Origin of the sequence: Yersinia proxima, from assembly GCF_902170785.1 — a bacterium.
In the GTDB taxonomy this organism is placed as follows: domain Bacteria; phylum Pseudomonadota; class Gammaproteobacteria; order Enterobacterales; family Enterobacteriaceae; genus Yersinia; species Yersinia proxima.
This window is the reverse complement of record NZ_CABHYG010000004.1, coordinates 1-26,290: the sequence shown is the minus strand read 5'-3', so window position 1 is coordinate 26,290 and position 26,290 is coordinate 1. Positions and strand designations below refer to the sequence as shown.

Below are 26,290 nucleotides of genomic sequence, written 5' to 3'. Positions count from 1 at the left end.
ACCTCCCGAACTTGATTTCCCGTTTACGGTAAAGATCAGCATCGGATAGATTATTTTTAATCCTTATCTGAGTTTGTTCGGAAATTCCTTCCTCCCCCGGTTTATCCATGATTTATGCAGAACATATACATAAGTGATACCCAAACTGGTTACTTTAACTCCAAATGGGGTATTAATAGTAGTAAATTTAGTATCTATTATATCTTCAATTTAATGTCATTCTTTATTGACGGGTTTATATTATATAGCCAGTTACATCCCTCTTGTACCAGTGTGACTCTAAGCGTGTAATTGCCATTCTTGGGGGGAGGGTTAACTATAAAGCTAACAGTGTCGCTATCTCCATATTTTAAAGTATGTGATATCGGCACTCTATTACCATCATAGAGAAGTGTTGCTCCGTCAGGAGAGAACCACTGATAACCTACATTTATTGTTCCCTTACCTTTGAATGGTGATAGAGAGTCTTCTGATTTATTTGTTATTTTAACTGAAGCTATATATCGTTTTGGCATAATTAAATTATTTAGGATTGTATCTTGGAACGCTCTATCAATAGAGATTAGATATATCAATATATTTGCTGAGGTTAGACATTCAGGTTGCTCTGTGACCCACAGTATTTTTCTATCATCTGCCCTCATAGGATTAACGGATATTCTTTCATAAATCACTACGTATGAATATATGGCTAGCAATGCCGATGTAATAGTTACTATTAAGTATTTATTTCTATTATTTACTGCTGTGTATATTATAAATAATCCTATGAGCAAAGATGATGCTTTAACGAACCCGACGGGTTCCCATAACTGAATTGCACTTAAACAAGTATATGCGGCTGATAACGCAATAATAGCAGATGATACATTAAGTAATTGTAAGTTTGATAGCGTCTCTTTAATTGAATATATTGTATTGTATACAGGTATCAAGAGTGTTGATATATTTAAAACTAGAAACAGAATCAAGCCGATTAAAAGTTTGTACGTTGGTGTATAAGGTGTTAAATTTATGGAAGCTATAAAAGATTTTCTATGTAACCCAGAGTGAATATAATTAAAAATACTCTGAAATGGAACGCTCATCATTTCAGCACCAACCTTACTAAAAAAAGAATCAGTATTTAGATGTATGTGCAAGTATAATAACCATGACAACCCGATAATAATGGGGATTAAATTATATGATATTACTTTAATTGTATCTAATAGATTAAAAATGTTCTCATGTTTTACATATGAATATAAGTAATATATCAAGTGAGAAATTGTAATGGCTATGGGTATTATGATATAAGATTCCTTTGAAAGTACCGCTAGTGACATTAATATTAAGTATCCTTTTATTTTTTTATTTGATAATAAAATTAATGATATCAACAATAAAGCATCGGCACTTCCGTCTATTAGTCCGAAAGCAGCAGTATATAATGCAGCCCCACTAGTTGCCCATAACATCGTCATCCAAGGAGATAATCCTTTAGAATAAAGGAATGATGCAATAATAAATGTTGCAATCAGTTGTAGCCCTACATTAACAGAAAAAAATATTGTTGGAGATGTCCAACTCTGGCCAAGCGCCCTTGAAACCAAGTATGCAATAGCTGGGATTCCTACACGTTGTGCTCTATATGCAGGCATATCAATATGAGATGAAGTATCACGTAGTAATAGTGGATCGTCAGAATGATAATAGTAAAATTGCCCATCCCATCCAGAAGAATCTTTGGGAAATACTTTATTCTCGAATCCGTGAGCTGTTATGTTTTGAGGTGCTGCATATTTTCCAGGAACGAGGTATTGGTCAAAGTTTCCATTAAAACATCCACGTAGTCCGCTTACTACGATAGATGTATAAATTATGGCTGTTACCAATACGACATAATAAACCTGCTTACGAGTTTTCCTGACTAATTCCATGTCATTTATTCCATTATTGATGGGCACTCATGCTGATAATGAAAAGTTTAGCAGTTTATTTGACGCCAGCCACTTTGAGGGGCTATTTCTCGCAATGAGTGTTTGGCTGGTAAGAGCGACAACTCATGCATATATAAGAGGCACGGATGCGTTCTATTAATGGGGCAGAATAGGACAAGAAATTTTCATATATTTGTTTGCGCAGAGTGGTATTTTTCAAGACAGTGTTAAATGGCTGATATTTCTCGGTAGCACAGGTAGATGTCGAGTAACGATACATAGACTCAACACTGAATAGATGTGTTGAGTCTTTCCCATCAAACCATCCCAAAAACTCTTCTGCAAAACTATTTTTAATCTTATTATTTTCAGCAGGTCAGGATAGGGCAATATAGCCATCTCTACAGGGAAATAACTGATATTCATAGTCAATTTTCATGTGGTTAATTGGCAATATAACTCCTGCTGCTGCGTCACATGGGCTGGTTCGAAGCCGTAGACCTGATTATCAAAGGCACCGAAGGCGCAATTAAGGCCACCACCTCCCTCAATGACATGTTTATCGACTGACAAGTCAGATCCAGCGGAATAGCCAGGCGTGAACCTGTTTTCTCCTGGGTAATGTGCAGCATGTCATCCCAAATATCTGAAAATTTCATATTGGAAATGTCCCCGAGCCTTTGACCCGTGACCAAGGCGAGCAGCATTGTACATTGGAGGTAGGGGGGATGTTGCTCGGCTGCAAGATAAATGGCTTTCCATTCGTCGAGAGACAGCCGCAGGCGCGTCACTCTGTTTCGGGGTTGTTTGGTCGCCAGTGCCGGGTTGTAACCTGGTGGTACTTGACCCGCGTGTTGTGCCTCTTTGAAAACGTCAATGATGCCCATCCTGACGACCTGAGCCATACGGGTGTGGCCTTGTGCTCAGGTTGTGACGGTAATAAACTCTCTTGAATCCCGCAAACGGGCAATTTTCTGGTTAACACTGAGGATCTGATGTGTGCGCTGTTTGGCAATGATGTCGTTTGCTTAGCAGGTGACTTGTTTTGCTTCCTCTTCGCTAGTGCCTAAGCTGTGAAATTTTCCGCTGATAGGGTGTTTATATTGCCAATACACACGGCCTGTGCGCTATCTTCGGGGCAGCTATTTAAGCACTTATATTGCCAATGTAATAGTGCAATCGCCGGATATTAACTGACTGGTAACATCAGAATAACCAATGCCGGGCGTCATTGCCCAGCTAATGATATATTCACTTTGTATCTGAAAAGTATTTTTTATAGATACCACTTTCAATAAATCGTTTAGCAGCCATCAATGAACTGTCGATAGAAATATGTGCGCCGTCAAGAGTGTAAGGGATATCTATGCCGTTATAATTGTATGAGTCACTTTCATCAAATATCTCATCTTTTTTGATGAATTTTATATATCCTTCTTTTTCGAGTTGGGAGAAGATAACATTCATTTTTTTGGTGTCATCATCTTTTTTATTGGTATTACCTTTTAATTTAAAGGGTAAATCATTGATACCCGCGGCGATAAAGTTAGCAAAGACATTAATGTCGTATTGTGTGGGGGATGCCATTACATACACTTTCACCCCTTTAGATTTGGCATATTTGATCACATCAACAATTTCATTTTGGTATCCCTTACGATACAAATCAAACCATATAGCAGAAAATATAACAAAATCATATTTTGAAATATTTTCTTTTAGATACTCTCTATTCAATAAACACTGTTTATATACTGCTCGTGTTTTAGTGCCATTAGTTGAGTCAGTTAAGCTGGGATAACACCAGTTGGTGGTAACAGAATCTATCGAGATACCGAGTTTCTTCGCGACTTCATCGACGAATGGTTCATAATGCCCGGCAAAAGAATCCCCAAAAAGCAGACCTTGTGGCGGCAATGACTTAACCCCCAGCTTGCACACTGATTTTTCCATTGAGATGATGGGGTCGGTTTCACCATCGACATTGTAAAAACAATAGCCATTATCTCGGTTTGGCATCACATGAAATGATTGTATTTCTGTATAAAGCTCAACGGTTTCTTTATCTGCAATAATGTCGCGATCGAGCGTACTGTGTCTAACTGTCAGTGCCAGCACACCAACGACCAGTGTACACAGCGATATATAGACCAGGTTAGAGGTGGTGGATAATTTTGCGAAAACTTTCCGTGATGGATTTTCCACCAACTTAAGGGATAATTCACCTAATATCACGGTAGCAATTAAAGCCAGTAGCACCCATTTATAGTTACTGAGTAAACTTAAATAAGTTAATGCGACGACAATAGGCCAATGCCATAAATAGATAGAATAGGAACTGGCTCCCAACTTTTGAGCGATAACGTTAGCGGTGAAAATTGATTTTTGCCGTGCAGAAATCAGGACCAACACCGCACCAGTTACCGGTAATAGCGCATTTGCACCGGGCCAAACAATTGATGAGTTAAATAGCACGATTGACGCAGAGATAAATACTATACCGATAACTTCTGTATATCTTGCCAGAGTCTCCGGCATGGCTTTTCTACGCGTTACCCACCAGGCCATCCCTCCAGCCAGCATTTCCCACATTCGGGTTGGCAGAAGGTAAAACGCCGCTGACGGCCAGCGCTGTGAAGCATAGATAGCAAGGCATAGTGATAGAAGCCCTAGGGTTAATAGGGCGAATTTTACCGCCTTGTAACTGATAAATCTCCACAGTACAAAAATGATAATGGGTAGAATGATATAAAACTGCCACTCTACAGAAAGTGACCAGGTATGTAGCAACCATTTTTCATGTGAGGACGCGTCGAAATAACCCGACTCACGCCAAAATTTAATATTCGATATAAAAAAGAGTGTATTTACCACATGGGTTGCTAATAATTTATAATTCTGTTCAGGCAGCCAGAACCAACCAAAAACTAATAGCGCAAAACAGAGTACCAAAAGCATGGGAATAATTCTTCGCGCTCTGGCCAGATAAAACTGTAAGAATGAAAAATTGCCAGACTCCATGCCAGAAACGATGATCCGTGTCATTAAAAAGCCGGAGATGACAAAGAAAACATCAACACCGACAAACCCTCCCGAGAATCCTGGCACACCAAAATGATACAGAACAACGGCAATGACCGCCCATGCTCTAAGCCCATTGATATCATTACGAAATTTATTTGATGTTATTTTTTGCGTTGGAATTGTTGCTAACATTAAGATGACTGCCTGCGATTGAATTGTTTCAAAAACATCCATGTTTGAATAACGCTATTCTAACAGTTGTATCGATTGATCAATAGACTGTCTTGTTTATGTAATCTTTTGGTAAGGGAGGTGTAAGTTAGCAAGTTGCCTTGCTTACGGTAGGAACTAGCAAGAAAACCGGGCTTAATGGCCCGGCCTATTGACTGAGCTGAAGCTAAATAACGTTCAGTTGTACGGAGCAACCAGGCACAGGCGATTGCCAATGCAGAGTCTGCGCTCATCATCGCGCGACTGAGTGGGTCAGACAGGCCATCGAAAGAGGACAGGTATTCACTCCGTATGAATGAAAAAACTTGATGGCCACAGCGAGAATTTTTGCACGATTTTGAATCGCGTCAGCTCGGGGGCCCGGGTATTGGATGGTGGTCTGGTCACGAGGTAGTTCTTCAATATTCGTGCGACCGCTGACCAGGCAGTAAGTGGCGTAGACGTCGTCATTATTTCTGTCCCATTTCCACGTATCCTTGAACTGAAGCCCGTATTAGCTCACCTCCCAGCGACTACCACCATCGCCGACACCTCCAATTACTTTCCACATCTGTCGCTTGGTGGATGACACTGGATTCGATCCATTTCGAGCTGGGAGTTTAGATGAATCCTGGCGCCAACAGCCAGGAACGCCGGCCTACAGCACTGATCTGACTGCTGCCGAACTGGGCGATGCCTTGGAAAAAGCAGACAAGTTTAAATCGCCGTCACGACGAGACGAAGTGATCAAAAGACGGATTAAACATCTGGATGGAAAAGACTTCGATCAGATGACAGTAAGCAATAATGCCTATTTGCTTAAGCTCAATCGAGAAGTTGTAAAGGGGCAGTAAGAGGTTCAATGGCGTTCACCACTCCAATGAACGCCTTTATGCAAGCGTTGAGAAGGGGACTGAGTAGTAACTCATGGCGGTTTCGGCTTCCATGAGTTTTAGCCGTTCCCCTGAAACCCTCCGACAAAACTCATCGGTCGTATGTTTAGTCAGTTCTGTCACTTTGAAGATCAATCAATGCGTTGTGATCGCCATAATAATGTGAAGAAAATATTTGACTGATTAGGTTAACTCTTTATCCTTTACGGCAATGTTATTCGGCATGTGTTTGTCATTTAATAGTTAGAACTCAATAAATTATAAATTTTATTATTTTCTCTCTTAAAACAGAGGTTTATATTGTGACTAAGGATGTAGAGATTGTTAAGGCGCGGCATCCGTTAGATAAGCAGCACATCAAACTGACTTATGTAACTCATTTTTACTGTAATCAGGGAAATATGGATTCCGTTGATTCATTGTTGAAGGAATATGAATCTTACCCTGATGATATTAAGGATGCGGTAGAATTTGTCATCGTAGATGACTGCTCACCTTTAGAGTATGAAGTAAAAGATTATGATTTGAATTTCACGTGGTTAAGAATAACCACGGATATTCAGTGGAACCAGGCTGGATCCCGTAATCTTGGTGTAACTTACGCCAAATCTGACAAGATCATCATTACCGATTTAGATTGTCTGTTGCCTGAAGATACCATGCGTTATCTGGTTAATGCGCGTAACCCTGGGCGCTCACTCTATCGTATCTATCGTACCGATGAGAAAACGGGCAAGGCCTATCGTGGCCACCCGAATTTATTCTTCATGTCCAGAGCCCGATTCTTCCGACTGTATGGCTATGACGAAGAGTTCGCTGGTCATTACGGTTCGGAAGATTACCGTTTTGTGAAATTCCATAAAGACCATGGTTCTACACCACGTTATCTACCTAAGCAATACCGCTGTATTGAACGTAATGTTGATAGGAAGAAAAGTTACCATTCACTGGATCGTGATTTAACGCATAACGCGCCTATTGATGATCGCAAGAAAAATGAAATTGCCCTATTTGGTGCAGAATATGGCCATAGTCGCATATTCCTTAACTTTAATTGGGAAATCAAAAAAGTACATTCACGTCCGCCGACAGTGCCTGAACGTAAGGTATGGTGGCGGCCATTATGGTGGTTCCGTTACCTGTTCCGCTCACTCGCGGCATAATTACATTTATCTATAATATTTTTCATAGCCAACCATTGGACACAGGTTGGCTATGTCATAGATGAGGGCTAGCAATACTGGGACAATGCGTGCCATGTAGCCTCTCTTGGTTATTACTTTGAAGTGAGTGACTTATGAATTCTCCCGCTACTTTGCCCGGTTCACCAGCTGCACATCGCTATGTTGGCATGTTGTCTTGTGCGACTGCATTCCTGTTAGGTATAGGTCTCCCCACTTCAAATTTTATAATGAATTTGTCGATGGTATTAGCTGTCATCTGTTTACTGCTAAGCCGCGATACTCGCTATGTGAAAGTCTTAGCCAAAAACCCGTTGATTTGGTTGCCTGCGCTCATGTTTTTGCTGTTGGCTGTCTCTTTGCTTTGGCATCACAATCTGTATGGTAAAGTAATGGTAGGTAAGTATTCAAAACTGCTATATATCTTGCCATTAGCAATGTTTTTTGTTCTTTCGCGATCACTTGCCCGCTATTTTGCCAAAGGTTTTTTACTGGCAAACGCCGTTATTCTAGCCGCGAGTTTGTGGGTCGGTGTGCTACACATGCCGTTAGGACATATTGACCCATTAAATCCGTTTGTCTTCAAATTACAAATCACGCACAACTTCTTTATGGCTCTGGCAGCGGTGATATGGCTCTCTTTAGCATTCCGCAGCCAGGGGTTGAAACGCTGGGGTTATGCTCTGCTGGTGTGCCTGGCTGTCTATAACATTGTATTTATGGTGCAGGGCAGAACCGGCTATGTTGCTTTGGCAGCGGCTTTTGGGGTGTGGGGGTTATTGTCGTTATCAAACCGTCAGCGCTTGGGAATGGTAGTTGGTGCTCTTATCGTTGCAGTAATAGTGGCTATAGTACCGAATCGCGCTGTTGAACGGCTACAACAAGGAGTGACGGAGATTCAAAGCTGCCTGGCAGTCACTCATAAAGCCGATAAGGAGTCTTGTGATAGCTCAATGGGTGCGCGTACCGCATTTATGCTGGGGTCAGTGAAGCTAATCGAGCAGGCACCTGTTTTGGGCCATGGTGCGGGGGGATTCTGGCTGAATTATTCAGAAAGTGATTACAGCATAAATCCACATAATGAGTATCTGATGCAAACTGTGCAATCTGGGATAGTTGGGTTAGCTTTATTCCTGGGGTGGATGTGGTGCTATTTCCGTTCAGCCTGGCGTTTACCCGCACACCTTAGAAATGTACTCGTGTCTTTACTTTGTGCTTATTTGGCTTGTCACTTGTTTAACTCCTTCTTACTGGACTCCTCGGAAGGGCACCTGTTTATCATTCTAACGGCAATTGTTGCCAGTTATTCAGTGCTGTCGCTGAAAGAACAGTTGGAAATGGAACAAACAGAATAAGGCCATTCGCGGAGAGCATATTTTTAACTTTGGAAAACAGGTGCTCAAAATAGCACCTGTTTTTTTATCTATTTAATCAGATAATTCGGCTGGAGAATCAAAACCTAAATTGTTATATCCCTCTTGAAAACCAAATAATTCAAGGAACTCATAAGCCGTTGAATACATATGATACGGTGAGAAAAACATCCAGGCAAAAAGTGACAATAAAATCAGAATGACAACCAGCAGGATTTTATCGAGTAGCACTTCTCCTCCTTATAATATTTGGGTCAATAGGCACACCAGATTGACCCATTATGCCAACTCTATACTGTTGCGTAACAATAACGTAAAACCCCAAAAAACACAGAGGTGAGCCAGGGAATATCATGTGATTTCTATCACATAAATCATCTGTTAACGTTAACATTAGTGATTAACATCACGAAACAAGCGAAGCGGATCTTTTCAAAATAAAAAGTTAACGTTAACAATGGGTGCAAATCTCTAACCGGATATCGCCATGAAACACTCTGTCCGCAGCCAATATCTGATTTTAAGTGGCTTACTGTTTACGTTTTTCTTTACCTGGTCATCAGCATTCTCATTATTCTCGATTTGGCTTAATCAATATGTAGGGTTAAAAGGAGCAGAAACCGGCGCAACATTTTCTGCCATCGCTATAACGGCGTTATGTGCCCAACCGTTATACGGGGTGATACAAGACAAACTAGGGCTTAAAAAACATCTTTTATGGGCTATTGGTATTTTGCTGCTGATCAGTGGCCCTTTTTTTATTTATGTTTATGCCCCTTTATTACTCATCAATATGCTCGCCGGCGCGGTAGTGGGCGGTTTATATATGGGGATGACATTCTTTGCTGGTATTGGCGCTCTTGAATCTTATACCGAACGAGTGAGTCGAATTAGTGGGTTTGAATTTGGTAAAGCCAGGATGTGGGGATCTCTGGGCTGGGCGGGAGCGACCTTCTTTGCTGGCATGTTGTTCAATATTAATCCCAACATTAATTTCTGGATGGCTTCCGCATCGGCCGCGTTATTTTTACTGTTGTTGTGGCGTCTGCATGAAGTAAAAGTAGATGCCATGGGGCAATTGGAATATGGCAAGAGTAGCGCCCTGACACTTCAGGATACGTTGTCATTATTGCGTCTTTCGCGTTTTTGGGCGCTGGTGGTGTTTGTTACGGGTGTCAGTGTTTATAACGTATATGACCAGCAATTTCCGGTGTATTTCTCTTCTTTATTTGCTGATTCTCGTCGTGGCAATGAAATGTACGGTTTTCTTAATTCATTGCAGGTATTCCTGGAAGCGGGTGGCATGTTCCTCGCACCTTTTTTGGTTAACCGTATTGGTGCGAAGAAAGGTTTATTGCTGAGTGGGTTGATCATGGCGATGCGGATATTTGGTTCAGGGCTGGCCCAGGATGCCGCCACTATTTCACTGATGAAACTCTTACATGCGGTCGAATTACCCATACTTCTAATAGCAATGTTTAAGTATATCGCTGCCAATTTCGATCCACGTCTATCAGCGACGTTGTATTTGGTGGGCTTCCAGTTTGTCACCCAAGTCTGTGCCAGCATATTTTCACCCCTGGCCGGTATTAGCTACGACCACATCGGGTTTGCTGATACTTATATGATTATGGGGGCCATTGTCCTCGGATTAACCGTTATTTCCTGTTTTATGCTGCGTGATGAGTCGTATACCGATGACCCTTCTTTGCAATTAACTATTAAGTGAGCACTATGAATTCTTTAATTGGGCGAGCAAATGATGCACTGCAAACTTTAGCTTCTCAAGTGGGCCACAATTTCTATCCACATTATCATTTGGCGCCGCCAGCAGGGTGGATGAATGATCCCAACGGGCTGATCTTTTTTAACGGACAATATCACGCGTTTTATCAGCATCATCCTTATGATGAAAATTGGGGGCCGATGCATTGGGGCCATGCGACCAGCCTCGATATGTTGAGTTGGCAACATCAACCCATTGCATTAGCGCCGGGTGATTCCTGGGATAAAGACGGCTGTTTTTCTGGTTGTGCGGTAGACGATAATGGCGTGTTAAGCCTGATTTATACCGGACATGTTTGGCTTAAAGCTGAGGGTGATGACAGCGCTATTCGCGAGGTGCAGTGTTTGGCAACCAGTCAGGATGGCATACATTTTGACAAACAAGGTGTGGTACTGAATCCACCCGAGGGAATCATGCATTTTCGCGATCCGAAAGTGTGGTTTGAAGATGACTGTTGGTGGATGGTGGTCGGTGCTCGAGATGAGCGAGATCACGGGCAAGTCTTGTTATATCGCGGCAGTTCATTGCAGCAATGGCAATTTATGCAAGTTTTAGCGCGCGCAGACGACAGCATGGGATATATGTGGGAATGTCCGGATTTCTTCTCTTTGGGGAATGAACGCATCCTAATGTTTTCGCCGCAGGGATTGGCAGCAAAAGGCTACCACAATCGTAATTTGTTCCAAAGTGGAGTCTTACGCGGTAAATGGCAGCCAGGAGGCGATTTTAAATTATCTCAGCCTTTTACTGAGCTGGATCTGGGTCATGATTTTTATGCACCTCAATCCCTGGTTACTGCTGATGGGCGGAGAGTCATTATTGGTTGGATGGATATGTGGCAATCGCCTATGCCGACCAAAGCCGATAATTGGAGTGGCTGCCTGACCTTGCCACGAGAATTAAGCATTGATTCTAAAGGGGATTTATTAATACAACCAGTGCGGGAAATTGCAGCATTACGGCAAACTGGTCTGACAATTTCACCCATCAAGCTGGTGCAAGAGCAACAGATATTAGCTGAAAACTGCCGCAGCATAGAATTGCAACTGACATGGAATACCACGGCCAGTGATGCAGAAACATATGGTGTGCAGTTGGGGGATAGCCAAGGCATGGGCGGCAGAGTTTCTGTTTATGTCGATAATCAGGCCAATCGACTGATTCTGGATAGATATTACCCACAATATGGGCTAACGGGGTATCGCAGTGTGGCATTACCAGAACAGGGGTTATTATCATTGCGCATCTTTATCGATAGCTCATCATTGGAGGTATTTATTAATGACGGGCAGGCCTGCATGAGTAGTCGTATCTATCCAGCGGAACATCAGCGCTGCTTATCGTTGTTTGCACAAAATGGTCAGGCAGAGCTTCTGCGCGGTGAATACTGGCCACTAGTGGCTCGTTAACCGGCAATCACAGTATTGAAACTAGATGGATGCCCGCTCTAGCAGTGGGCACGGCAAACGGTGTGTTGATCGTGATTCTCGCCTTTCAATCAAATGAAGGGCCGCTTCTCGACCAATATCATAATGAGGTAGTTGCACCGTAGTCAGCGGTGGTAAAAATAGTTCTCCGATACCGACCATATTGTCATAACCCACCACCGCAACTTGTTGTGGGATGGTAATACCTTTGGCTAACAGCACTTGGTAGGCCAGAAAAGCAATGCGATCATTACCGCAAATAAGTACATCAAAATCAGGTTTGCCTTCAGGACAGTAGCGGTCTAACAGTGGGATCACATCCTGATAATGCTCATCCCCCCAGGCTAAATGGTACTGTCGTAACTGCCCTACAGGCAAGGTAGACTCTTGCCACGCTTTTTCTGCGCCCGCTCGCCGAGCTTTGCCTGCCAAAGTACATTCGGGAAGATAAATACACAATGGCCGCTGGTATCCTCGGCGCAAGAGTACTTTCATTGCCTGATACTGGCCATCAACGTCATCAGGGATGTAGCTGGGGATTGAATGGCTTTCGCTAACACAATTGGCCAGTACAATATTTTTATCCCGCAGGCGTTCAGGGATAGTGACTTGTCGCAGCCCCATGGTGGTAAAAATAATACCATCAGGACGCTGGGCTAACAGTTGATTGACTGCCCGCTCGCTGTCTTCCTGCGAGGTCAGATTGACCAGAAAACTATTCCAGCCAAACTCGCGAGCTGTTAGCTCAATTGACAGTAATATCTCGACGGAAAAAGGGGTGGTGGCGGTATCCCATGCAAGCACTGCGAGAGTAGAGGTTTTGGTGGTATTGCCCCGCATTTTTCGGGCGGAAAAATCGGGTACATAATTGAGTGCTTCAATGGCTTGCATGACTCGCTGATAAGTCTCAGGGCGCAGCTGTTCTGGGTTATTGATGGCTCGGGAAACTGTCATTAATGAAACTGACGCCAGATTTGCCACTTCTTTCAGCGAAGCCATTACTTTCCTCAATGAGTTATGTTGCCGCTTTCATCAGTTAATTATCGTCATCTTGCCATTACTGATCAACCGTGTGGCGGTGTTGGCTTTCACAACTAATAAAAAGCCCTCATGAATGAGGGCTGGAGACTAACGGTTGGCTTTATCATCAGCCTCATCAATCAAGCCATTGGCTATTTTGCTCGCATCAAGATAACGGGAAGTACTTAAGATCCCATTCAGCGTTTCTCGAACGCTGAACAGAAATTGATCATTATCTGACTCGTTAGCACATTCAACCATTAATGCAACAAGCAAAGCTTCATGGGCGATCAAACGATCTTCACCAGGTAAGTTTGCATCAGTTTCACCTTGTTGGGCGTGAACAGATGTTTGATTAAGTGATGACATAAAACTCCTTATTTAATAATTGAATAACCACTTCCCACTATAGCGGGGTTTCTGTTTATTGCTATGACAGATGGGAAGTCTGCCATAGCACCCATAACAGATAATACTGTGATTATGCTAACAGCATAATTTTATTCAAATTATTTTAATAAGATGCTATTTATGGATGTCCTAATTGGCTGGTCGATAAATTCGGACAGCAGCGGTTAAGCGCAAGGTACGATGGGCCAGCTCTTCTGCTGCTCCAGCATACTGTTCTACCATCGCCGCATTTTGGTGCGTCATTTGATCCAACTGACCAATTGATTGACTAATCTGGCCAAGAGCTTGCGTCTGTTCATGAGTTGATGTACTGATTTCACTGATTAAAGTAGAAACCTGCCCGGCCTGTTTGACGATATTGTCCATGGTAGCGCCGGCATTTTGGACTAATGCGCTACCATCACGAACGCGCTCCACACTGGTTTCAATTAAGTGTTTAATTTCTTTTGCCGCAGTGGAAGAACGTTGTGCCAGATGACGAACTTCACTGGCAACCACCGCGAAGCCACGGCCTTGTTCTCCCGCTCTGGCTGCTTCAACTGCTGCATTGAGCGCTAATATATTGGTTTGGAAAGCAATACCTTCAATAACACTGATAATATCGACAATTCGATGGCTGGAATCATTAATCGTGCCCATGGTTTTTATGACTTCATGCATTAACTCACTGCCTTGTTCTGCCGCATGACTGCTCATGGCGGCCAGTGATGTCGTCTCATTGGCACTATTAGCACTGTTTTGTACTGTTGCCACCAATTGCTCCGTCGCACTGACGATATGCTGTAAATTAGCAGTGGCTTGTTCTGTCCGTACTTTTAGTTCGCGATTCCCTGCGGCAATTTCACTGCTGGCGGTGTTAATCCCATCAACCTGACCACTGACGTCGTCAGTCAGCGAACGAAGATTCAAGCCCAACTGATTGACGCTGCGCATTAGATAGCCAATTTCATCAACACGGTTCAATTGCACATAGTCACCGGCTTGCCCGGAAGAGACATCCTGCGCTTGCTGTAAAATTGCCGCGATCGGGCGTGAGACCTGGCGTTCAAGCCAAAGTGAGGTGATCAGGCTACTGAAAAGGGTGGTCGCTCCCAAACCGAGTAAAGGTAAACCGGAAATACCCATCCCTTTGGCTGCCACCGTTGGCAGCAGTGCTGCCATCAGTAATGCGCCACGCAAACGCCAGCGTAGCGGCAGCGTTTGAAATAATGAAAGGAAAGAGAGCCAGCCGGTGCGGACAATCAACCCTCGATGCAGCGCAATGCGGCGTTGTTTGGCTTTGCCAGAGTTGAAATCGCCATATAGCGCCTCCGCTTGCTTAACTTCTTCGCGGGTGGGCGCAATTCGCACTGAAATATAACCGGTCAAACGCCCATCATGGCGCAATGGGGTGGCATTAGCGCGCACCCAATAATAGTCGCCATTTTGGCGGCGATTTTTGACCAATGATGACCAGGATAACCCCGCATTCAACGTCTGCCACATATCAGCAAAGGCTGCGGGGGGCATGTCGGGGTGCCGCACCACATTGTGAGGTTGACCCAGCAAGTTCTGATATTCAAAACCACTGGCACGAACAAAGGCAGCATTGGCGTAGGTGATATTACCTTTAATATCAGTTGTTGATTGCAAGGTGGTATCGCGACCAATGGGATACTCCTGTCGGCTGACAGGTTTGTTCACTCGCATAATAACCTCAGTAAATGGGGGATTTCATTTATCACAGTGGAATACAATAATTACTGAGAGTCATCGGCAGTCATAGATAAAACTTTATGCTTTTATTAATTAAATTATTCATTCCCCATAAAGGTGCTATTAATTACTCTGATTGCACTTATTTAGAGCATTTTTATATTTATAAAAAATATTAGCCAGGCTAATTGTATTATTTATCTTTAACTTTAAATTTTTTGATTACAATGCGGATTTGGTTTTATTTGTTATAAAACAACTAGTTAATTATTTTTATTTTGATTGATCTATCATTTGAATGGTGAGGGTTTTAAATGAATGTTCATATACTTGTCTATTTCTCTTTAATTGAGGTTAAATATGTATGTTTTTTACTTAAAGGTTACGTGATGTAAGGTTTATTGGGTTTTTAGTTTGCGATATTTGTTAATTATGAATGTCACAATAATTATTTGTTACAGTTCTCGCATATATCAATCTGAGCAATATTCATTAGGAGTAATCAATAAGGTCTATGTTGGTCTTTATTGATATAACGACACATTGGCGCATACGTGAAGTCGCGTCATCCGATGGTTGCTGTTGGGCAATCCTTAATGCGGGTGGTATATGCCGGTGATAACATTTCACGTTTCATCTGCCATTCTTGATTAATCCCTTGCCCAACAAAGGCGATTTTACTTTTACCAGACTGATTAATTTTGTCGATAACCGCCATTAACTGCTCACTGTTGATGCGCGGTTTGCTTTCATCAAACAGCCCCAATTGCGCGATCCCTTGACTTGAAAACTCCCCTAATACAATCCCTGCTTTCAGATAACGGTGACCGGGCCGCCAAATAACTGCGAGGCATTTAAGGGCAGCGGCAATAATATCCCGCGAGTCTAGTGTCGGGAAGGTGAGATGAGTGCTGGCGTTATTACTGTAATATCTCTCGTTTGGTGCGAAGGGACTGGTTTTGATAAATGTCGAGACATGGCGGCAATATTGATGTTCTTTTCGCAGTTTTTCTGCGGCTTTCTCGGCATAACTGCACACAGCTTCATGCATGTTTTGATATTCGGTAATTCGTTCACTAAATGATCGTGAGCAGATTATTTGTTGTTTTGTGGGGGCAAATTCAGCAATGGTCAAACATGCTTCCCCACGCAACTCTCTGACTGTTCGCTCCAAAACGACGCCGAAATTTTTACGGATAAAAGGGGGGCTGGCTTCTGATAATTGCAGGGCGGTAGTTATCCCCATCATTTCAAGTTTTTCCGCGGTACGACGCCCCACACCCCAAACTTCAGCGACAGGCATCAGTGCTAATAATTTGCGCTGGCGCACAGGGTGAGATAAATCAACCACTCCCCCGGTTTTATGCCATAACTTGGCCGCATGGTTTGCCAGTTTAGCTAAGGTTTTGCTGGGAGCAATACCTACGCCAACCTGCAAACCGGTCAATTTCCGTATCTGATCACGGACATATTGACCAAATTCTTCCAGCGCAATTGAATGTTGGATACCTTTAAGATTGAGAAATGCTTCATCAATTGAGTAAATCTCAATTCCTGGGGCCAGTTGTTCGAGGATAGTCATCACACGTGCGGACATGTCACTGTAGAGCGCATAGTTACTGCTGAATGCAGTCACACCATGTTGTCGCATAAGTTGTTGAATTTTATAATATGGTGCACCCATTGGGACACCTACTGTTTTCGCCTCCCGGCTACGGGCAATGACACATCCATCATTATTAGAGAGCACCACGACTGGGCGGCCATATAAATCTGGACGAAACACAGTTTCACAACTGGCATAGAAAGAATTCACATCAACTAAGGCAAACATTATCTTAACTTATTGATACAAAATGTGATAACGCCGAAAATGACTAATTCCTCATCCCCCTCGCACAGTATTAACGGTGGAGTGCTGGCATTAAGCGCTTCAAGACGGGGAGTGGGCTGTAAGTAGAGGCGTTTAATACTGAATTCCCCGCCAATGGTGACGACCACAATATCCTCGTGCTTTACTTGTAAACTGCGATCTATCACTAATAGTGCGCCATGACGGATGCCCGCTTCGATCAAAGAATCACCTTCGGCAGTCATAAAAAAAGTGGCGGCAGGATGCACAATACAGTGTTCATTAATATCAATTCTCTTTTCAATATAGTCTTGTGCAGCATTGCCAAATGCACTCATAAATCCTCCGAAACGCATGAACAAGAGGCAAAGATAACTTGCCGCTAAATACTGTTTATTTGTACAGTATATGGCAAGGGTAGTGTGCAGCAAAGCCCTGAACTGTCATTTTTATTCAGTATGTTGATTTGTAAGAAGAGAAAGTTAATGACGAGAAGAACGTGAGGAAATAGTTGTCGAGCAATCAGGTAGTTAATGGGGTGATGTTGATAACCTTTAATTATATTTAATAGCCAAATAATTGCTTATGTATATATGTATCGTTCACTAATTCCTCTATTGTGAACCTCTCAGTACCGTCTATTACAAAACACTCTCTGTCTAATTAGGGGCTGCATCACTGCGCACCAGTCCGTCGCTATCGACATTGCTATCTATATCTAGGATTAAAAATGAAATTAGAAACATTATCTATTCATGCTGGCTATTCACCCGATCCAACCACCAAGGCCGTAGCTGTCCCTATTTATCAGACGTCTTCTTTTGCCTTTGATGATACTCAGCATGGCGCTGATTTATTTGATTTAAAAGTCGCGGGCAATATTTATTCACGGATCATGAACCCTACTAATGATGTATTAGAACAACGGGTTGCAGCGCTGGAAGGGGGAGTTGCCGCACTGGCGGTGGCATCGGGCATGGCGGCTATTACCTATGCTATCCAGACCATTGCCGAAACTGGGGATAATATTGTGTCAGTGGCGAAGTTGTACGGCGGAACCTACAACCTGCTGGCCCATACTTTGCCACGTTATGGCATAGAAACCCGCTTTGCCGATCATGATGACATTAACGCTTTAGAAGCATTGATTGATGACCGAACCAAAGCGGTTTTCTGTGAATCGATAGGTAACCCGGCAGGCAATATTGTTGATTTGAAAAAATTGGCAGATGCTGCCCATCGGCATGGTGTGCCGCTGATTGTTGATAATACAGTCGCAACACCTATTCTTTGTCGGCCATTTGAGCATGGTGCCGATATCGTGGTTCACTCATTGACTAAATACATTGGCGGCCATGGTTCCAGTATTGGTGGGATCGTGGTGGATTCCGGTAAGTTCCCTTGGGCGCAATATCCGGAACGTTTTGCTCAATTGAATACCCCTGATCCGTCATATCACGGCGTGACGTATACCGAACAATTCGGTGCAGCAGCTTATATTGGTCGTTGCCGGGTCGTACCATTGAGAAACACGGGGGCGGCACTGTCGCCATTCAATGCATTCCTCATTTTACAGGGGCTGGAAACCCTGGCTTTACGCATGGAACGGCATACCGAAAATGCGCTGAAAGTTGCCCATTATCTGAAAAATCACCCACAAGTCAGTTGGGTTAAATATGCTGGCTTACCCGACCATCCTGAGCATGAATTAGCCCAGCGTTATTTTGGTGGTAAGCCCGCCGCGATATTATCATTCGGTATCCATGGTGGTCAGGCTGCGGGAGGGCGATTTATTGATGCGCTGAATTTGATCGTGCGGCTAGTGAATATTGGTGATGCTAAGTCATTGGCGTGCCATCCGGCCTCAACAACCCACCGCCAGCTCAATGATGAGGAACTTATCAAAGCGGGTGTGCCGCGGGACATGGTGAGATTGTCGATTGGTATTGAACACATTGACGATATTCTCAATGATTTGACTCAGGCATTGGACGCTGCCAAATCATAAGACACATAATGGTATCGTTGGATGAAACCGGTAACCCAACGGTTACCGGTTAAAATGCTGGCGACAAGATTTAGCTTGCAGCCAGTGTTGCAGCAATCACTTTGGCATAAGGCGTGGTTGGGCGACCAATAAGTTTGCTCAATGTATGGCTATCATCAAATAGCCCGCCTTTAGCGGCACCCGCATCAGAATCAGCTAACAAACTCGCAAAAACCTCCGGTAAACCCGCACTAAGCAGGGCTTGTTTAAAGTCGGCTTCAGACAAGTTTTTGTATACCACGGGTTTACCCGACTGACGGGCAATCTCTGCTGAGAATTCAGCCAGGGAGTAGCTGTCATCACCGGCTAATTCATACACTTTACCGGCTTGATTTTCTTGAGTTAACACTTCGGCAGCGGCTTGTGCATAATCTTCACGAGTGGCTGAGGCGATACGCCCGTCACCAACCGCCCCGATAAATGCGCCGTGAGCCAGGGCTGGGGCAATACTTGCGGCATAGTTTTCGGTGTACCAGCCGTTTCGCAATAACACCACAGGCAGACCTGATTCACGCAACAGTGCTTCTGTAGCGCGGTGTTCTTCCCCTAATCCCAAAGGGCTTTTATCAGCATGCAGCAAACTGGTATAAGCCAATAATTTGACGCCCGCATGTTTGGCGGCATTAATGACGGCTGTATGTTGGGCAATACGTTGTCCTACTTCACTTGATGAGATTAACAGCAGTTTATCAACGCCTTGGAATGCGGCCTGCAGTGTAGTGGGTTGGCTATAATCTGCTTTACGTACCTGAACTCCTAATGCGGCCAAGTCACTGGCTTTTTCAGGGCTGCGGACTGCGGCAATAATTTCACTGGCAGGGACTTTTTTAAGTAATGCATTGATAACAAGGCGGCCTAGTTGGCCTGTAGCACCGGTTACTGCGATCATTATGACGCTCCAAATAGTGTTGGAAGGTGGCGAGCTATTTTTTAGGAAACAATTTTCGCTAAAAACTCGCCCTTAAGATCATCATATGCAATATACTAACTTTAAGTAAGTACGCACAAAAAGGTTAGTATGAAAATAGTAGAGTCGCAAAATTTAACAGGCACTATTTCATTTCCAGAGCAAGTCCGGCGGGGTGAGTTACTCAATGTAAATTGCCCATCAAGGGAAGTGCTCAAGCGCGTCACCAGTCGTTGGGGGGTGTTGGTACTCATTGCTTTGAGTAATGAAACTTTGCGTTTTAGTGCCTTGAGAAGAAAGATTGGTGGTGTCAGTGAAAAAATGCTGGCGCAAACTCTACAGAACCTCGAAGAAGATGGGTTTGTTGACCGTATTGCCTATCCGGTCGTGCCGCCGCATGTGGAATACAAATTGACCCCATTGGGAAAAGAAGTTCAGGAGCAAGTCGAAGGGTTGGCGGTCTGGCTTGAGGAAAATTTGCACCGGATTATGGAGAAACGACAACAGCGGGCTGCTTCATAACCTGTCGATACGCCAAAGCAGCCATGTATGACCATGGCTGCTTTACTTTTTACATCAAACTATTACAGCGTTTTTAATGCTTCAACTGACTCAATAGTCATGGAAGGAACAAACTCAGTCACACTATAATCAGCCACTGCATTAAACGGATCTTCTGCCAATATTTTATCTAACTCTTCACGATCGATACTTTTTGCCAAAATAATGCCACCGGTGCGCGGTACTTTACGACCTGAGGCGATAAACACGCCTTGTGCATAATACTTTTTCAGCCAGTCTTTATGGCTTTCTGTCAGTGCTTCTACGACATCGATAGGTTGATGGTAAGTCAGGTTGACAATAAACATACGGAGCTCCTTCAGGGCGTTATCTATTGAAGATAAATGTCTATTCAATATAACGTCCTGGCGCAGGAGTGGCATCCCCAAAATGATAATGTCTTGAAGTGAGTTCTTTAATAGCTAAATTTTGCATATTGAAAGCAATAATGCTTATTTCATTTATCGTTTGGTTCAGCGTTTACTCTTAAATCAGGCGTTCTACTAGGTTTACTCAATAACGTGGAGGCAATAATGGCTAAGATCACTGCATGGTTTACCGGACTTTCCTGGTGGCAACCAGCCTCTGTATCCGAGGGCGATGCCAGTTTATCTCAAGCTGATGGCGCACATTTACTGGAAACAATAAATGCCATTGGCGGGCTATATGGGATTGAATTTAGATTGTAGCCGGAGAGTAGGTGAACTGTGGGCTGCGCTTTGGTGTGGTCAAAGTTAGCATGGAGAATAGGCGAGCGATGTATCCCATTGTGAGTATCTACTGAGTGTTCAATATTCAAACTCGGGCAGGGGAAACCTGCCCGTGCATTTCTCGTTACAAGGTGACGCCACTTTTGAAAATGGCGAGCTCGCGAAAATCATTCACTTCATTGCGCGCCGGTTGACCATTAGCAATGGCGACAATCAAGTCGATAAACGTTGAAAGTAATTCCTCCATATTGACTCCGTGAATCAATTTGCCTGCATCGAAATCAATCCAATGGGGTTTCTGAGCGGCCAGTTCACTATTAGTCGCCAGTTTTACGGTAGGGACGAAACCGCCATAAGGTGTGCCTCGGCCGGTACTGAATAACACCATATGACAGCCTGCACCAGCCAATGCGCTGGTAGCCACCGCATCATTACCGGGAGCGCTCAGTAAATTTAAGCCGGGTGTTTTCAGTCTCTCGGCATATTTCAGCACATCAACCACCTGACTTTGACCCGCTTTTTGGGTACATCCCAGTGATTTTTCTTCCAGTGTTGTGATACCGCCAGCTTTGTTCCCCGGCGAGGGGTTTTCATAAATCGGCTGGTGGTGGTCAATGAAGTATTGCTTGAAATCATTGACCATACTTACCGTCTTATCAAAGGTGGTGATATCGCGACAGCGGCTCATCAAAATGCGTTCTGCACCAAACATTTCCGGGACTTCAGTTAGCACTGATGTCCCGCCATGGGCGATAACATAGTCAGAGAAACGACCCAATAATGGGTTGGCCGTGATTCCGGATAATCCATCAGAACCGCCGCATTCCAGTCCAAATTTTAGTTCACTGATTTTCCCCTCGACGCGTTTATCATGGCGCATAACCTCATACAACATTTGAAGTTGTTCCAGGCCTGCCGCGACTTCGTCTCCCTGCTGTTGGCAAATCATAAATCTCACCCGCTGCTCATCAACCGGGCCAAGGGTTTCGCGAAAAGTATCAACCTGATTGTTTTCACACCCCAAACCAATGACCAGTACTGCGCCAGCGTTAGGATGTCGCACCATATTTTGCAGCATGGTGCGTGTGTTTTGGTGATCATCGCCCAGCTGTGAGCAGCCAAACGGATGACTAAAAAGATAAACGCCATCAATGTCGGGAGCATCATGAGTTGCCCGCAAGAAACGTTGCTGGATCTGGCGAGCAATACCATTGACGCAACCCACCGTTGGGATAATCCATAATTCATTACGGATCCCGACATCTCCTGTGGGGCGTCGGTAAATCTGTACTTCACGTTCAGTCATTTGCGGCGGCAATATGCCTGGTTCTGGCTGATAACGGTAGTGATCTAAATCGTTAAGATTGGTTTTAGTATTTTGCGAGTGTATATGTTCACCTACTGCAATATCACTAAGTGCATGGCCAATAGGTAGACCATACTTGATGATATTTTGCCCGCGCCGCAGAGGCTGTATGGCAAATTTATGCCCGCGACTCACGGCTTGTGGCAAGCAGATGAAATCCCCAAGGATATCAAGTTGCTCACCCGCTTCCAGCGAACTCAGCGCGACAGCGACATTATCCAGTGGATGTATTTTTATGGTTTTTTGCATATGTATTAGCTTCTGTATGACAAGCCTCAGCTGTATGCGGTTAAAGCTGCCCGCATCCCCACACGATCAATAATCTGTAATTGTTCGGTAATCTGGTCTGTCAAATCGGGGATTTGATTAAGCTCTTGCCCCCAATGGGTACTATCAGCTAACACCAATTGCACCATATCCCGCATTGGCAATATCCCCGCCTCGACATCCTGCCAAAGTGCTGAAAAGCAAGTTAACCAGTGATCATCGTCTTGTAAGGGATAGCTGATGCCATCGCGCTTACCGCGATAAAACATCAGCAATGCAGCAAAAGCGAAAGTTAGCCGTGGCGGTAAAGCGCCATTTTTACGTTGGCTGGTGAGCAATTGTGGCAAAATTCGTGTGCGAAATTTGGTCATGCCATTAAGAGCAATCGACAATAACTGGTGTTGAATGAAAGGGTTGCGGAAGCGACTTAGTACAGCTTGTGCAAAGGTCTGTAGCTCATCAGACGGCAAATCTAATACCGGAATGATTTCTTGATTGATGAGTTGTGCGACAAATTCACTGATTTGTGGGTCCGCCATGGCTTCGCCGACGGTATTTAATCCGGCAAGGTAGGCGACGGGGACTAAAGCCGTATGAGCACCATTCAAAATAGCCACTTTGCGCTCTTTGTAAGGCTTAATATCATCAACGATGCGAATATTCAGCGGATACTTATCCAGGCATAATTCCTGAGCTAATGATTGAGGCCCTTGAATAACAAACAGATAAAAGTGTTCTGCAGTATCGAGGAAAGCATCGTGATAGCCCAGTTCGGACTCCAGCAGCGGTGCTTCGTCACGGGGGTAACCTGTTACGATACGATCGACCAACGTGGAACAAAAAGTATTATGTTGTATCAGCCATTGGCTGAAAGCATCACCTAATTGCCATTGTTGTGCATAGCGTAGAACCAGCTCTTGTAATGCCTCGCCGTTATAGTCAATCAGCTCGCAAGGCAGAAGTACCCAACCTTTATCCGCTGCACCAGAAAAATGTTGAAAACGCTCATACATCAGGCGAGTTAATTTCGCCGGATAGCTGGTAGGGGGAGCGTCGCTAAACTTATCTTCTGCCAAATAACTGATACCCGCCTCAGTGGTGTTAGAGAAAACCCAGCGAATGTTTTCATCACGAGCGAGAGCCAGATAGCTCTCGAAATCTTGATAAATATTGATTTCACGATTAACGGTGCGAATGATTCGTGCGTTACTGACTTTTTCACCTTGCCTATTCAGACCGCGAATAATGGTGGTGTATAAACCATCCTGGGTGTTAAGTGATGGCGGGAAATCGCTGTTAATCGGGCGAACGATGACGACTCCAGCATCAAGGCTGGTATGTTCATTGAGCAAGTCCAATTGCCAATCAACAAAAGCACGCAGAAAATTACCTTCACCAAATTGAATGACCTTATCAGGGTGATGACGGCCAGGAAAATCACGACGATTTAACGTTAACATAGAGCTATATCCTTACAATGTGTGATATCAGAACCGAATAACGCCTTTGATAAGATCTTTATTCTTCACAACCTGCTGTTCATAAACATCTGCTAATGTATTGAATTCAAAACTATGAGTGAGGATCATATCCGCTGATAACTTTCCTGCGGCCATCAATTTCCCCACTTTGGCAAAGTCCTCAAAAGTGGCATTTCGGCTGCCCATCATGGTGGTTTCTTTTTTATGGAAGTCAGGATCAGGGAAACTAAGGTCGCCCTTGAACAGGCCGACAAATACGATGCTGCCGCCATGGCGGATAAAGTTGACCGTGTTATTCATAGCTCGTTGATTGCCGGTGGCATCAATCACTTTCAATGGCAACATACCGGAGAATTGCTGGCGCAACTGTGATTCAAACTCCGTATCACTTGGGTCTAATGCGCGGATATCCAACAGATTTTCCACATGATTACGGCGCTGCATACTGGTATCAGCCATCACTACATGAGCACCATCGGCTTGTGCAATAGCGGCAACACCCAGCCCAATTGGGCCAGCACCAACCACCAGGACATGTTCACCGGAATGGATATCAGCGCGACGTACTGCATGGGCGCTGATCGCAAAAGGTTCAATCAGTGCCGCGGAAACGGGCTCCACATCGTCAACCAGTAGTAAATTGCTGGCTGGAACCGATAAATACTCACTAAATCCACCATCCTGATGGACGCCAATAACTGAAATATTTTCACAGCAATTTGTTTTGCCACTCAAGCAAGAGTTACAGTGATGGCAAGCAACATAAGGAATAACAGCAACACGCTGCCCGGCATGCATATTATGAACGTTATCTCCTAACTCTATTATTTCCCCACAAATTTCATGACCTAATACCCGCGGATAACTAAAGAAAGGTTGTTGACCTGCCCATGCGTGTATATCTGTACCGCAAATACCTACATTTAAAACTTTTATTAAAACTTCATCGGCTTTAGGTATTGGCAATGCACGTTGTTGATAAACCAACTTGGTTGGTTCTTCACAAAGTAATATTTTCATCGTATTTATATTTTTCATAACGGAGCCTCTTGATAGGTGGACTCTTTTATTAAATAAAAAAACACGCCGCGGATGATTCAATGCTGTTATTTGTGAACTAGTGCTGAATATTCAGCTTTAAATTAGTTTTAAATGAATAAAAAACCATAGGAGTCGTAATGAGTAGAACCCAAAACCTCCGCCATAATGTGATTAATCAGGTGATCGATGGGATAAGTAAGGGGCATATTTTGTCGCCATTACCTTCCCAGGCAGCACTGGCAGAAATGTATAACATCAGCCGTACGACCGTGCATCACACATTGAATTATTTGCATGAATGTGGCGTGTTGGAAAAAGTGAATGGAAATTATCTGATTGTACGTGAACCTAATGAAATGGATGGCTTTGATAGTGTCAGTCAGCCTATCGAAGAACAAACCAGGATTTTCGAACGTGCATTCTTCCATATGATTAATCAGCGGAAATTACGCGCAGGTGATAATTTTTCAGAGTTACAACTGGCGCGAGAAGCTATGGTCAGCCCAATTGTTGTGCGCGAGTTTTTACTGCGTTTTTGCCGTTACAATCTGATTGAGAGCGTTCGTCGAGGGCAGTGGCGAATGAAAAAGTTCGATAAAAACTACGCTGAGAAATTATTTGAATTGAGAGAAATGCTTGAAACTCATGCGCTTAATCGTTTTATGAATCTTCCTGCCGATGATGAGCGCTGGTTAAAAGCCAAAGAATTACTGGGGCGTCATCGACAACTACGTGAAACCATAGGTGATAACTACCGAACCTTTTCACAGCTTGACCAGGACTTTCATACGCTCATTTTGTCTGCGGCTGAAAACCCTTTTTTCAATCAATCTTTGGAGATTATATCAGTCATATTTCATTTTCATTATCAATGGGATGAGGCGGATTTAAAGCAGAGAAATATTATTGCGACCGAAGAACATATGGCTATATTAAGTGCCTTGATTTGCCGAAATGACCTCAATGCAATGCGTGAATTACGCCAACATTTGGATACGGCAAAGCAGTCAATGATGCATTCGATTAGCCAGTATACAGATTGAATGTGCTTTCAAAACCCGCAGCACAGTAAGTACCAATAGACAGATATAAAATGATAATTAACTGATATTAATG

General features: G+C 43.7%; 22 protein-coding genes and 2 pseudogenes. 10 read left to right on the top strand and 14 right to left on the bottom strand.

The features are described from left to right. Window positions 1-197 precede the first annotated feature (197 nt). The gene (locus FTB31_RS02185; protein ID WP_227731060.1) at window positions 198-1,922 is read right to left on the bottom strand and encodes a hypothetical protein; all 1,725 of its coding nucleotides are present in this window, start codon (window positions 1,920-1,922) and stop codon (window positions 198-200) included. A 462-nt stretch (window positions 1,923-2,384) separates the two neighbouring features. On the opposite strand from FTB31_RS02185, the pseudogene FTB31_RS21550 reads away from it, so the two are divergent. Continuing rightward, a pseudogene (locus FTB31_RS21550) lies at window positions 2,385-2,477 on the top strand (hypothetical protein); the annotation flags it as partial. Here FTB31_RS21550 and FTB31_RS02180 read toward each other — a convergent pair. Then, window positions 2,456-3,049, bottom strand: a pseudogene (locus tag FTB31_RS02180) (phage integrase Arm DNA-binding domain-containing protein); the annotation flags it as partial. The pseudogenes FTB31_RS21550 and FTB31_RS02180 overlap by 22 nt on opposite strands. 124 nt (window positions 3,050-3,173) lie before the next feature. Next, window positions 3,174-5,180 (bottom strand): acyltransferase family protein, encoded by a 2,007-nt coding sequence (locus FTB31_RS02175; RefSeq protein ID WP_227731059.1) that lies wholly within the window; start codon window positions 5,178-5,180, stop codon window positions 3,174-3,176. Between the two features lie 557 nt (window positions 5,181-5,737). Between FTB31_RS02175 and FTB31_RS02170 the strand changes: the two genes are divergently transcribed. The 3 genes from FTB31_RS02170 to FTB31_RS02160 all read left to right on the top strand — a co-directional run bounded on the left by FTB31_RS02170 (window position 5,738) and on the right by FTB31_RS02160 (window position 8,585). Further along, window positions 5,738-6,010, top strand: a complete 273-nt coding sequence (locus FTB31_RS02170; RefSeq protein ID WP_227731058.1) for a hypothetical protein — start codon at window positions 5,738-5,740, stop codon at window positions 6,008-6,010. A gap of 341 nt (window positions 6,011-6,351) precedes the next feature. Then, on the top strand, window positions 6,352-7,212 hold the full coding sequence (locus tag FTB31_RS02165) for a glycosyltransferase family A protein (RefSeq protein WP_077173977.1): 861 nt from the start codon (window positions 6,352-6,354) through the stop codon (window positions 7,210-7,212). Between the two features lie 152 nt (window positions 7,213-7,364). Continuing rightward, window positions 7,365-8,585 (top strand): O-antigen ligase family protein, encoded by a 1,221-nt coding sequence (locus tag FTB31_RS02160; RefSeq protein ID WP_077294919.1) that lies wholly within the window; start codon window positions 7,365-7,367, stop codon window positions 8,583-8,585. Between the two features lie 72 nt (window positions 8,586-8,657). Here the strand turns inward: FTB31_RS02160 and FTB31_RS02155 are convergent, their stop codons facing one another. Further along, window positions 8,658-8,834, bottom strand: coding sequence for a hypothetical protein (locus FTB31_RS02155; RefSeq protein ID WP_175627985.1), 177 nt, complete (start codon window positions 8,832-8,834; stop codon window positions 8,658-8,660). Between the two features lie 256 nt (window positions 8,835-9,090). Here FTB31_RS02155 and FTB31_RS02150 point away from each other — a divergent pair, with 256 nt between their 5' ends. Continuing rightward, the gene (locus tag FTB31_RS02150) at window positions 9,091-10,332 is read left to right on the top strand and encodes an MFS transporter (RefSeq protein WP_227731057.1); all 1,242 of its coding nucleotides are present in this window, start codon (window positions 9,091-9,093) and stop codon (window positions 10,330-10,332) included. A gap of 5 nt (window positions 10,333-10,337) precedes the next feature. Beyond that, entirely contained in the window at window positions 10,338-11,798 is a 1,461-nt protein-coding gene (locus FTB31_RS02145; RefSeq protein ID WP_227719981.1) for a glycoside hydrolase family 32 protein, read from the top strand. A 21-nt stretch (window positions 11,799-11,819) separates the two neighbouring features. Here FTB31_RS02145 and FTB31_RS02140 read toward each other — a convergent pair whose 3' ends face one another. The 5 genes from FTB31_RS02140 to umuD form a co-directional block, all read right to left on the bottom strand. Then, the gene (locus tag FTB31_RS02140; RefSeq protein WP_050077422.1) at window positions 11,820-12,815 is read right to left on the bottom strand and encodes a LacI family DNA-binding transcriptional regulator; all 996 of its coding nucleotides are present in this window, start codon (window positions 12,813-12,815) and stop codon (window positions 11,820-11,822) included. 129 nt (window positions 12,816-12,944) lie between these two features. After that, entirely contained in the window at window positions 12,945-13,205 is a 261-nt protein-coding gene (locus FTB31_RS02135; RefSeq protein WP_050077423.1) for a hypothetical protein, read from the bottom strand. A gap of 171 nt (window positions 13,206-13,376) precedes the next feature. Next, window positions 13,377-14,936 (bottom strand): methyl-accepting chemotaxis protein, encoded by a 1,560-nt coding sequence (locus FTB31_RS02130; protein WP_050077424.1) that lies wholly within the window; start codon window positions 14,934-14,936, stop codon window positions 13,377-13,379. Window positions 14,937-15,507: 571 nt separating this feature from the next. After that, the gene (gene umuC, locus FTB31_RS02125; RefSeq protein WP_077173980.1) at window positions 15,508-16,776 is read right to left on the bottom strand and encodes a translesion error-prone DNA polymerase V subunit UmuC; all 1,269 of its coding nucleotides are present in this window, start codon (window positions 16,774-16,776) and stop codon (window positions 15,508-15,510) included. After that, on the bottom strand, window positions 16,776-17,132 hold the full coding sequence (umuD, locus tag FTB31_RS02120; protein ID WP_077173981.1) for a translesion error-prone DNA polymerase V autoproteolytic subunit: 357 nt from the start codon (window positions 17,130-17,132) through the stop codon (window positions 16,776-16,778). The genes umuC and umuD overlap by 1 nt, the downstream gene beginning before the upstream one ends. A 392-nt stretch (window positions 17,133-17,524) precedes the next feature. Between umuD and FTB31_RS02115 the strand changes: the two genes are divergently transcribed. Next, the gene (locus FTB31_RS02115; protein ID WP_077173982.1) at window positions 17,525-18,802 is read left to right on the top strand and encodes a bifunctional O-acetylhomoserine aminocarboxypropyltransferase/cysteine synthase; all 1,278 of its coding nucleotides are present in this window, start codon (window positions 17,525-17,527) and stop codon (window positions 18,800-18,802) included. A 70-nt stretch (window positions 18,803-18,872) separates the two neighbouring features. Here FTB31_RS02115 and FTB31_RS02110 read toward each other — a convergent pair whose 3' ends face one another. Further along, entirely contained in the window at window positions 18,873-19,730 is an 858-nt protein-coding gene (locus FTB31_RS02110) for an SDR family oxidoreductase (RefSeq protein WP_050077435.1), read from the bottom strand. A 129-nt stretch (window positions 19,731-19,859) separates the two neighbouring features. On the opposite strand from FTB31_RS02110, the gene FTB31_RS02105 reads away from it, so the two are divergent. Continuing rightward, the gene (locus tag FTB31_RS02105; protein WP_139343698.1) at window positions 19,860-20,270 is read left to right on the top strand and encodes a winged helix-turn-helix transcriptional regulator; all 411 of its coding nucleotides are present in this window, start codon (window positions 19,860-19,862) and stop codon (window positions 20,268-20,270) included. 62 nt (window positions 20,271-20,332) lie between these two features. Here FTB31_RS02105 and FTB31_RS02100 read toward each other — a convergent pair whose 3' ends face one another. Continuing rightward, entirely contained in the window at window positions 20,333-20,617 is a 285-nt protein-coding gene (locus FTB31_RS02100; RefSeq protein WP_050077437.1) for a YciI family protein, read from the bottom strand. Between the two features lie 225 nt (window positions 20,618-20,842). Between FTB31_RS02100 and FTB31_RS02095 the strand changes: the two genes are divergently transcribed. Next, a complete protein-coding gene (locus FTB31_RS02095) occupies window positions 20,843-20,998 on the top strand; it encodes a hypothetical protein (RefSeq protein ID WP_227726279.1) in 156 nt (51 codons plus the stop codon). Between the two features lie 145 nt (window positions 20,999-21,143). Here the strand turns inward: FTB31_RS02095 and FTB31_RS02090 are convergent, their stop codons facing one another. Genes FTB31_RS02090 through FTB31_RS02080 form a run of 3 tightly spaced genes read right to left on the bottom strand, consistent with a single transcriptional unit; the run spans window position 21,144 to window position 25,162 of the window. Further along, window positions 21,144-22,634: a UxaA family hydrolase gene (locus tag FTB31_RS02090; RefSeq protein WP_227731056.1), complete on the bottom strand. Its 1,491-nt coding sequence runs from the start codon at window positions 22,632-22,634 to the stop codon at window positions 21,144-21,146. Window positions 22,635-22,660: 26 nt separating this feature from the next. After that, window positions 22,661-24,112 carry a tagaturonate reductase gene (locus tag FTB31_RS02085; RefSeq protein WP_077173985.1) on the bottom strand — a complete coding sequence of 484 codons (1,452 nt, stop codon included), beginning with the start codon at window positions 24,110-24,112 and terminating at the stop codon, window positions 22,661-22,663. Window positions 24,113-24,139: 27 nt separating this feature from the next. Continuing rightward, window positions 24,140-25,162 (bottom strand): zinc-binding alcohol dehydrogenase family protein, encoded by a 1,023-nt coding sequence (locus FTB31_RS02080; RefSeq protein WP_077174149.1) that lies wholly within the window; start codon window positions 25,160-25,162, stop codon window positions 24,140-24,142. A gap of 149 nt (window positions 25,163-25,311) precedes the next feature. On the opposite strand from FTB31_RS02080, the gene FTB31_RS02075 reads away from it, so the two are divergent. Further along, window positions 25,312-26,217, top strand: a complete 906-nt coding sequence (locus tag FTB31_RS02075) for a GntR family transcriptional regulator (RefSeq protein WP_077173986.1) — start codon at window positions 25,312-25,314, stop codon at window positions 26,215-26,217. The last annotated feature ends 73 nt before the right edge of the window (window positions 26,218-26,290 follow it).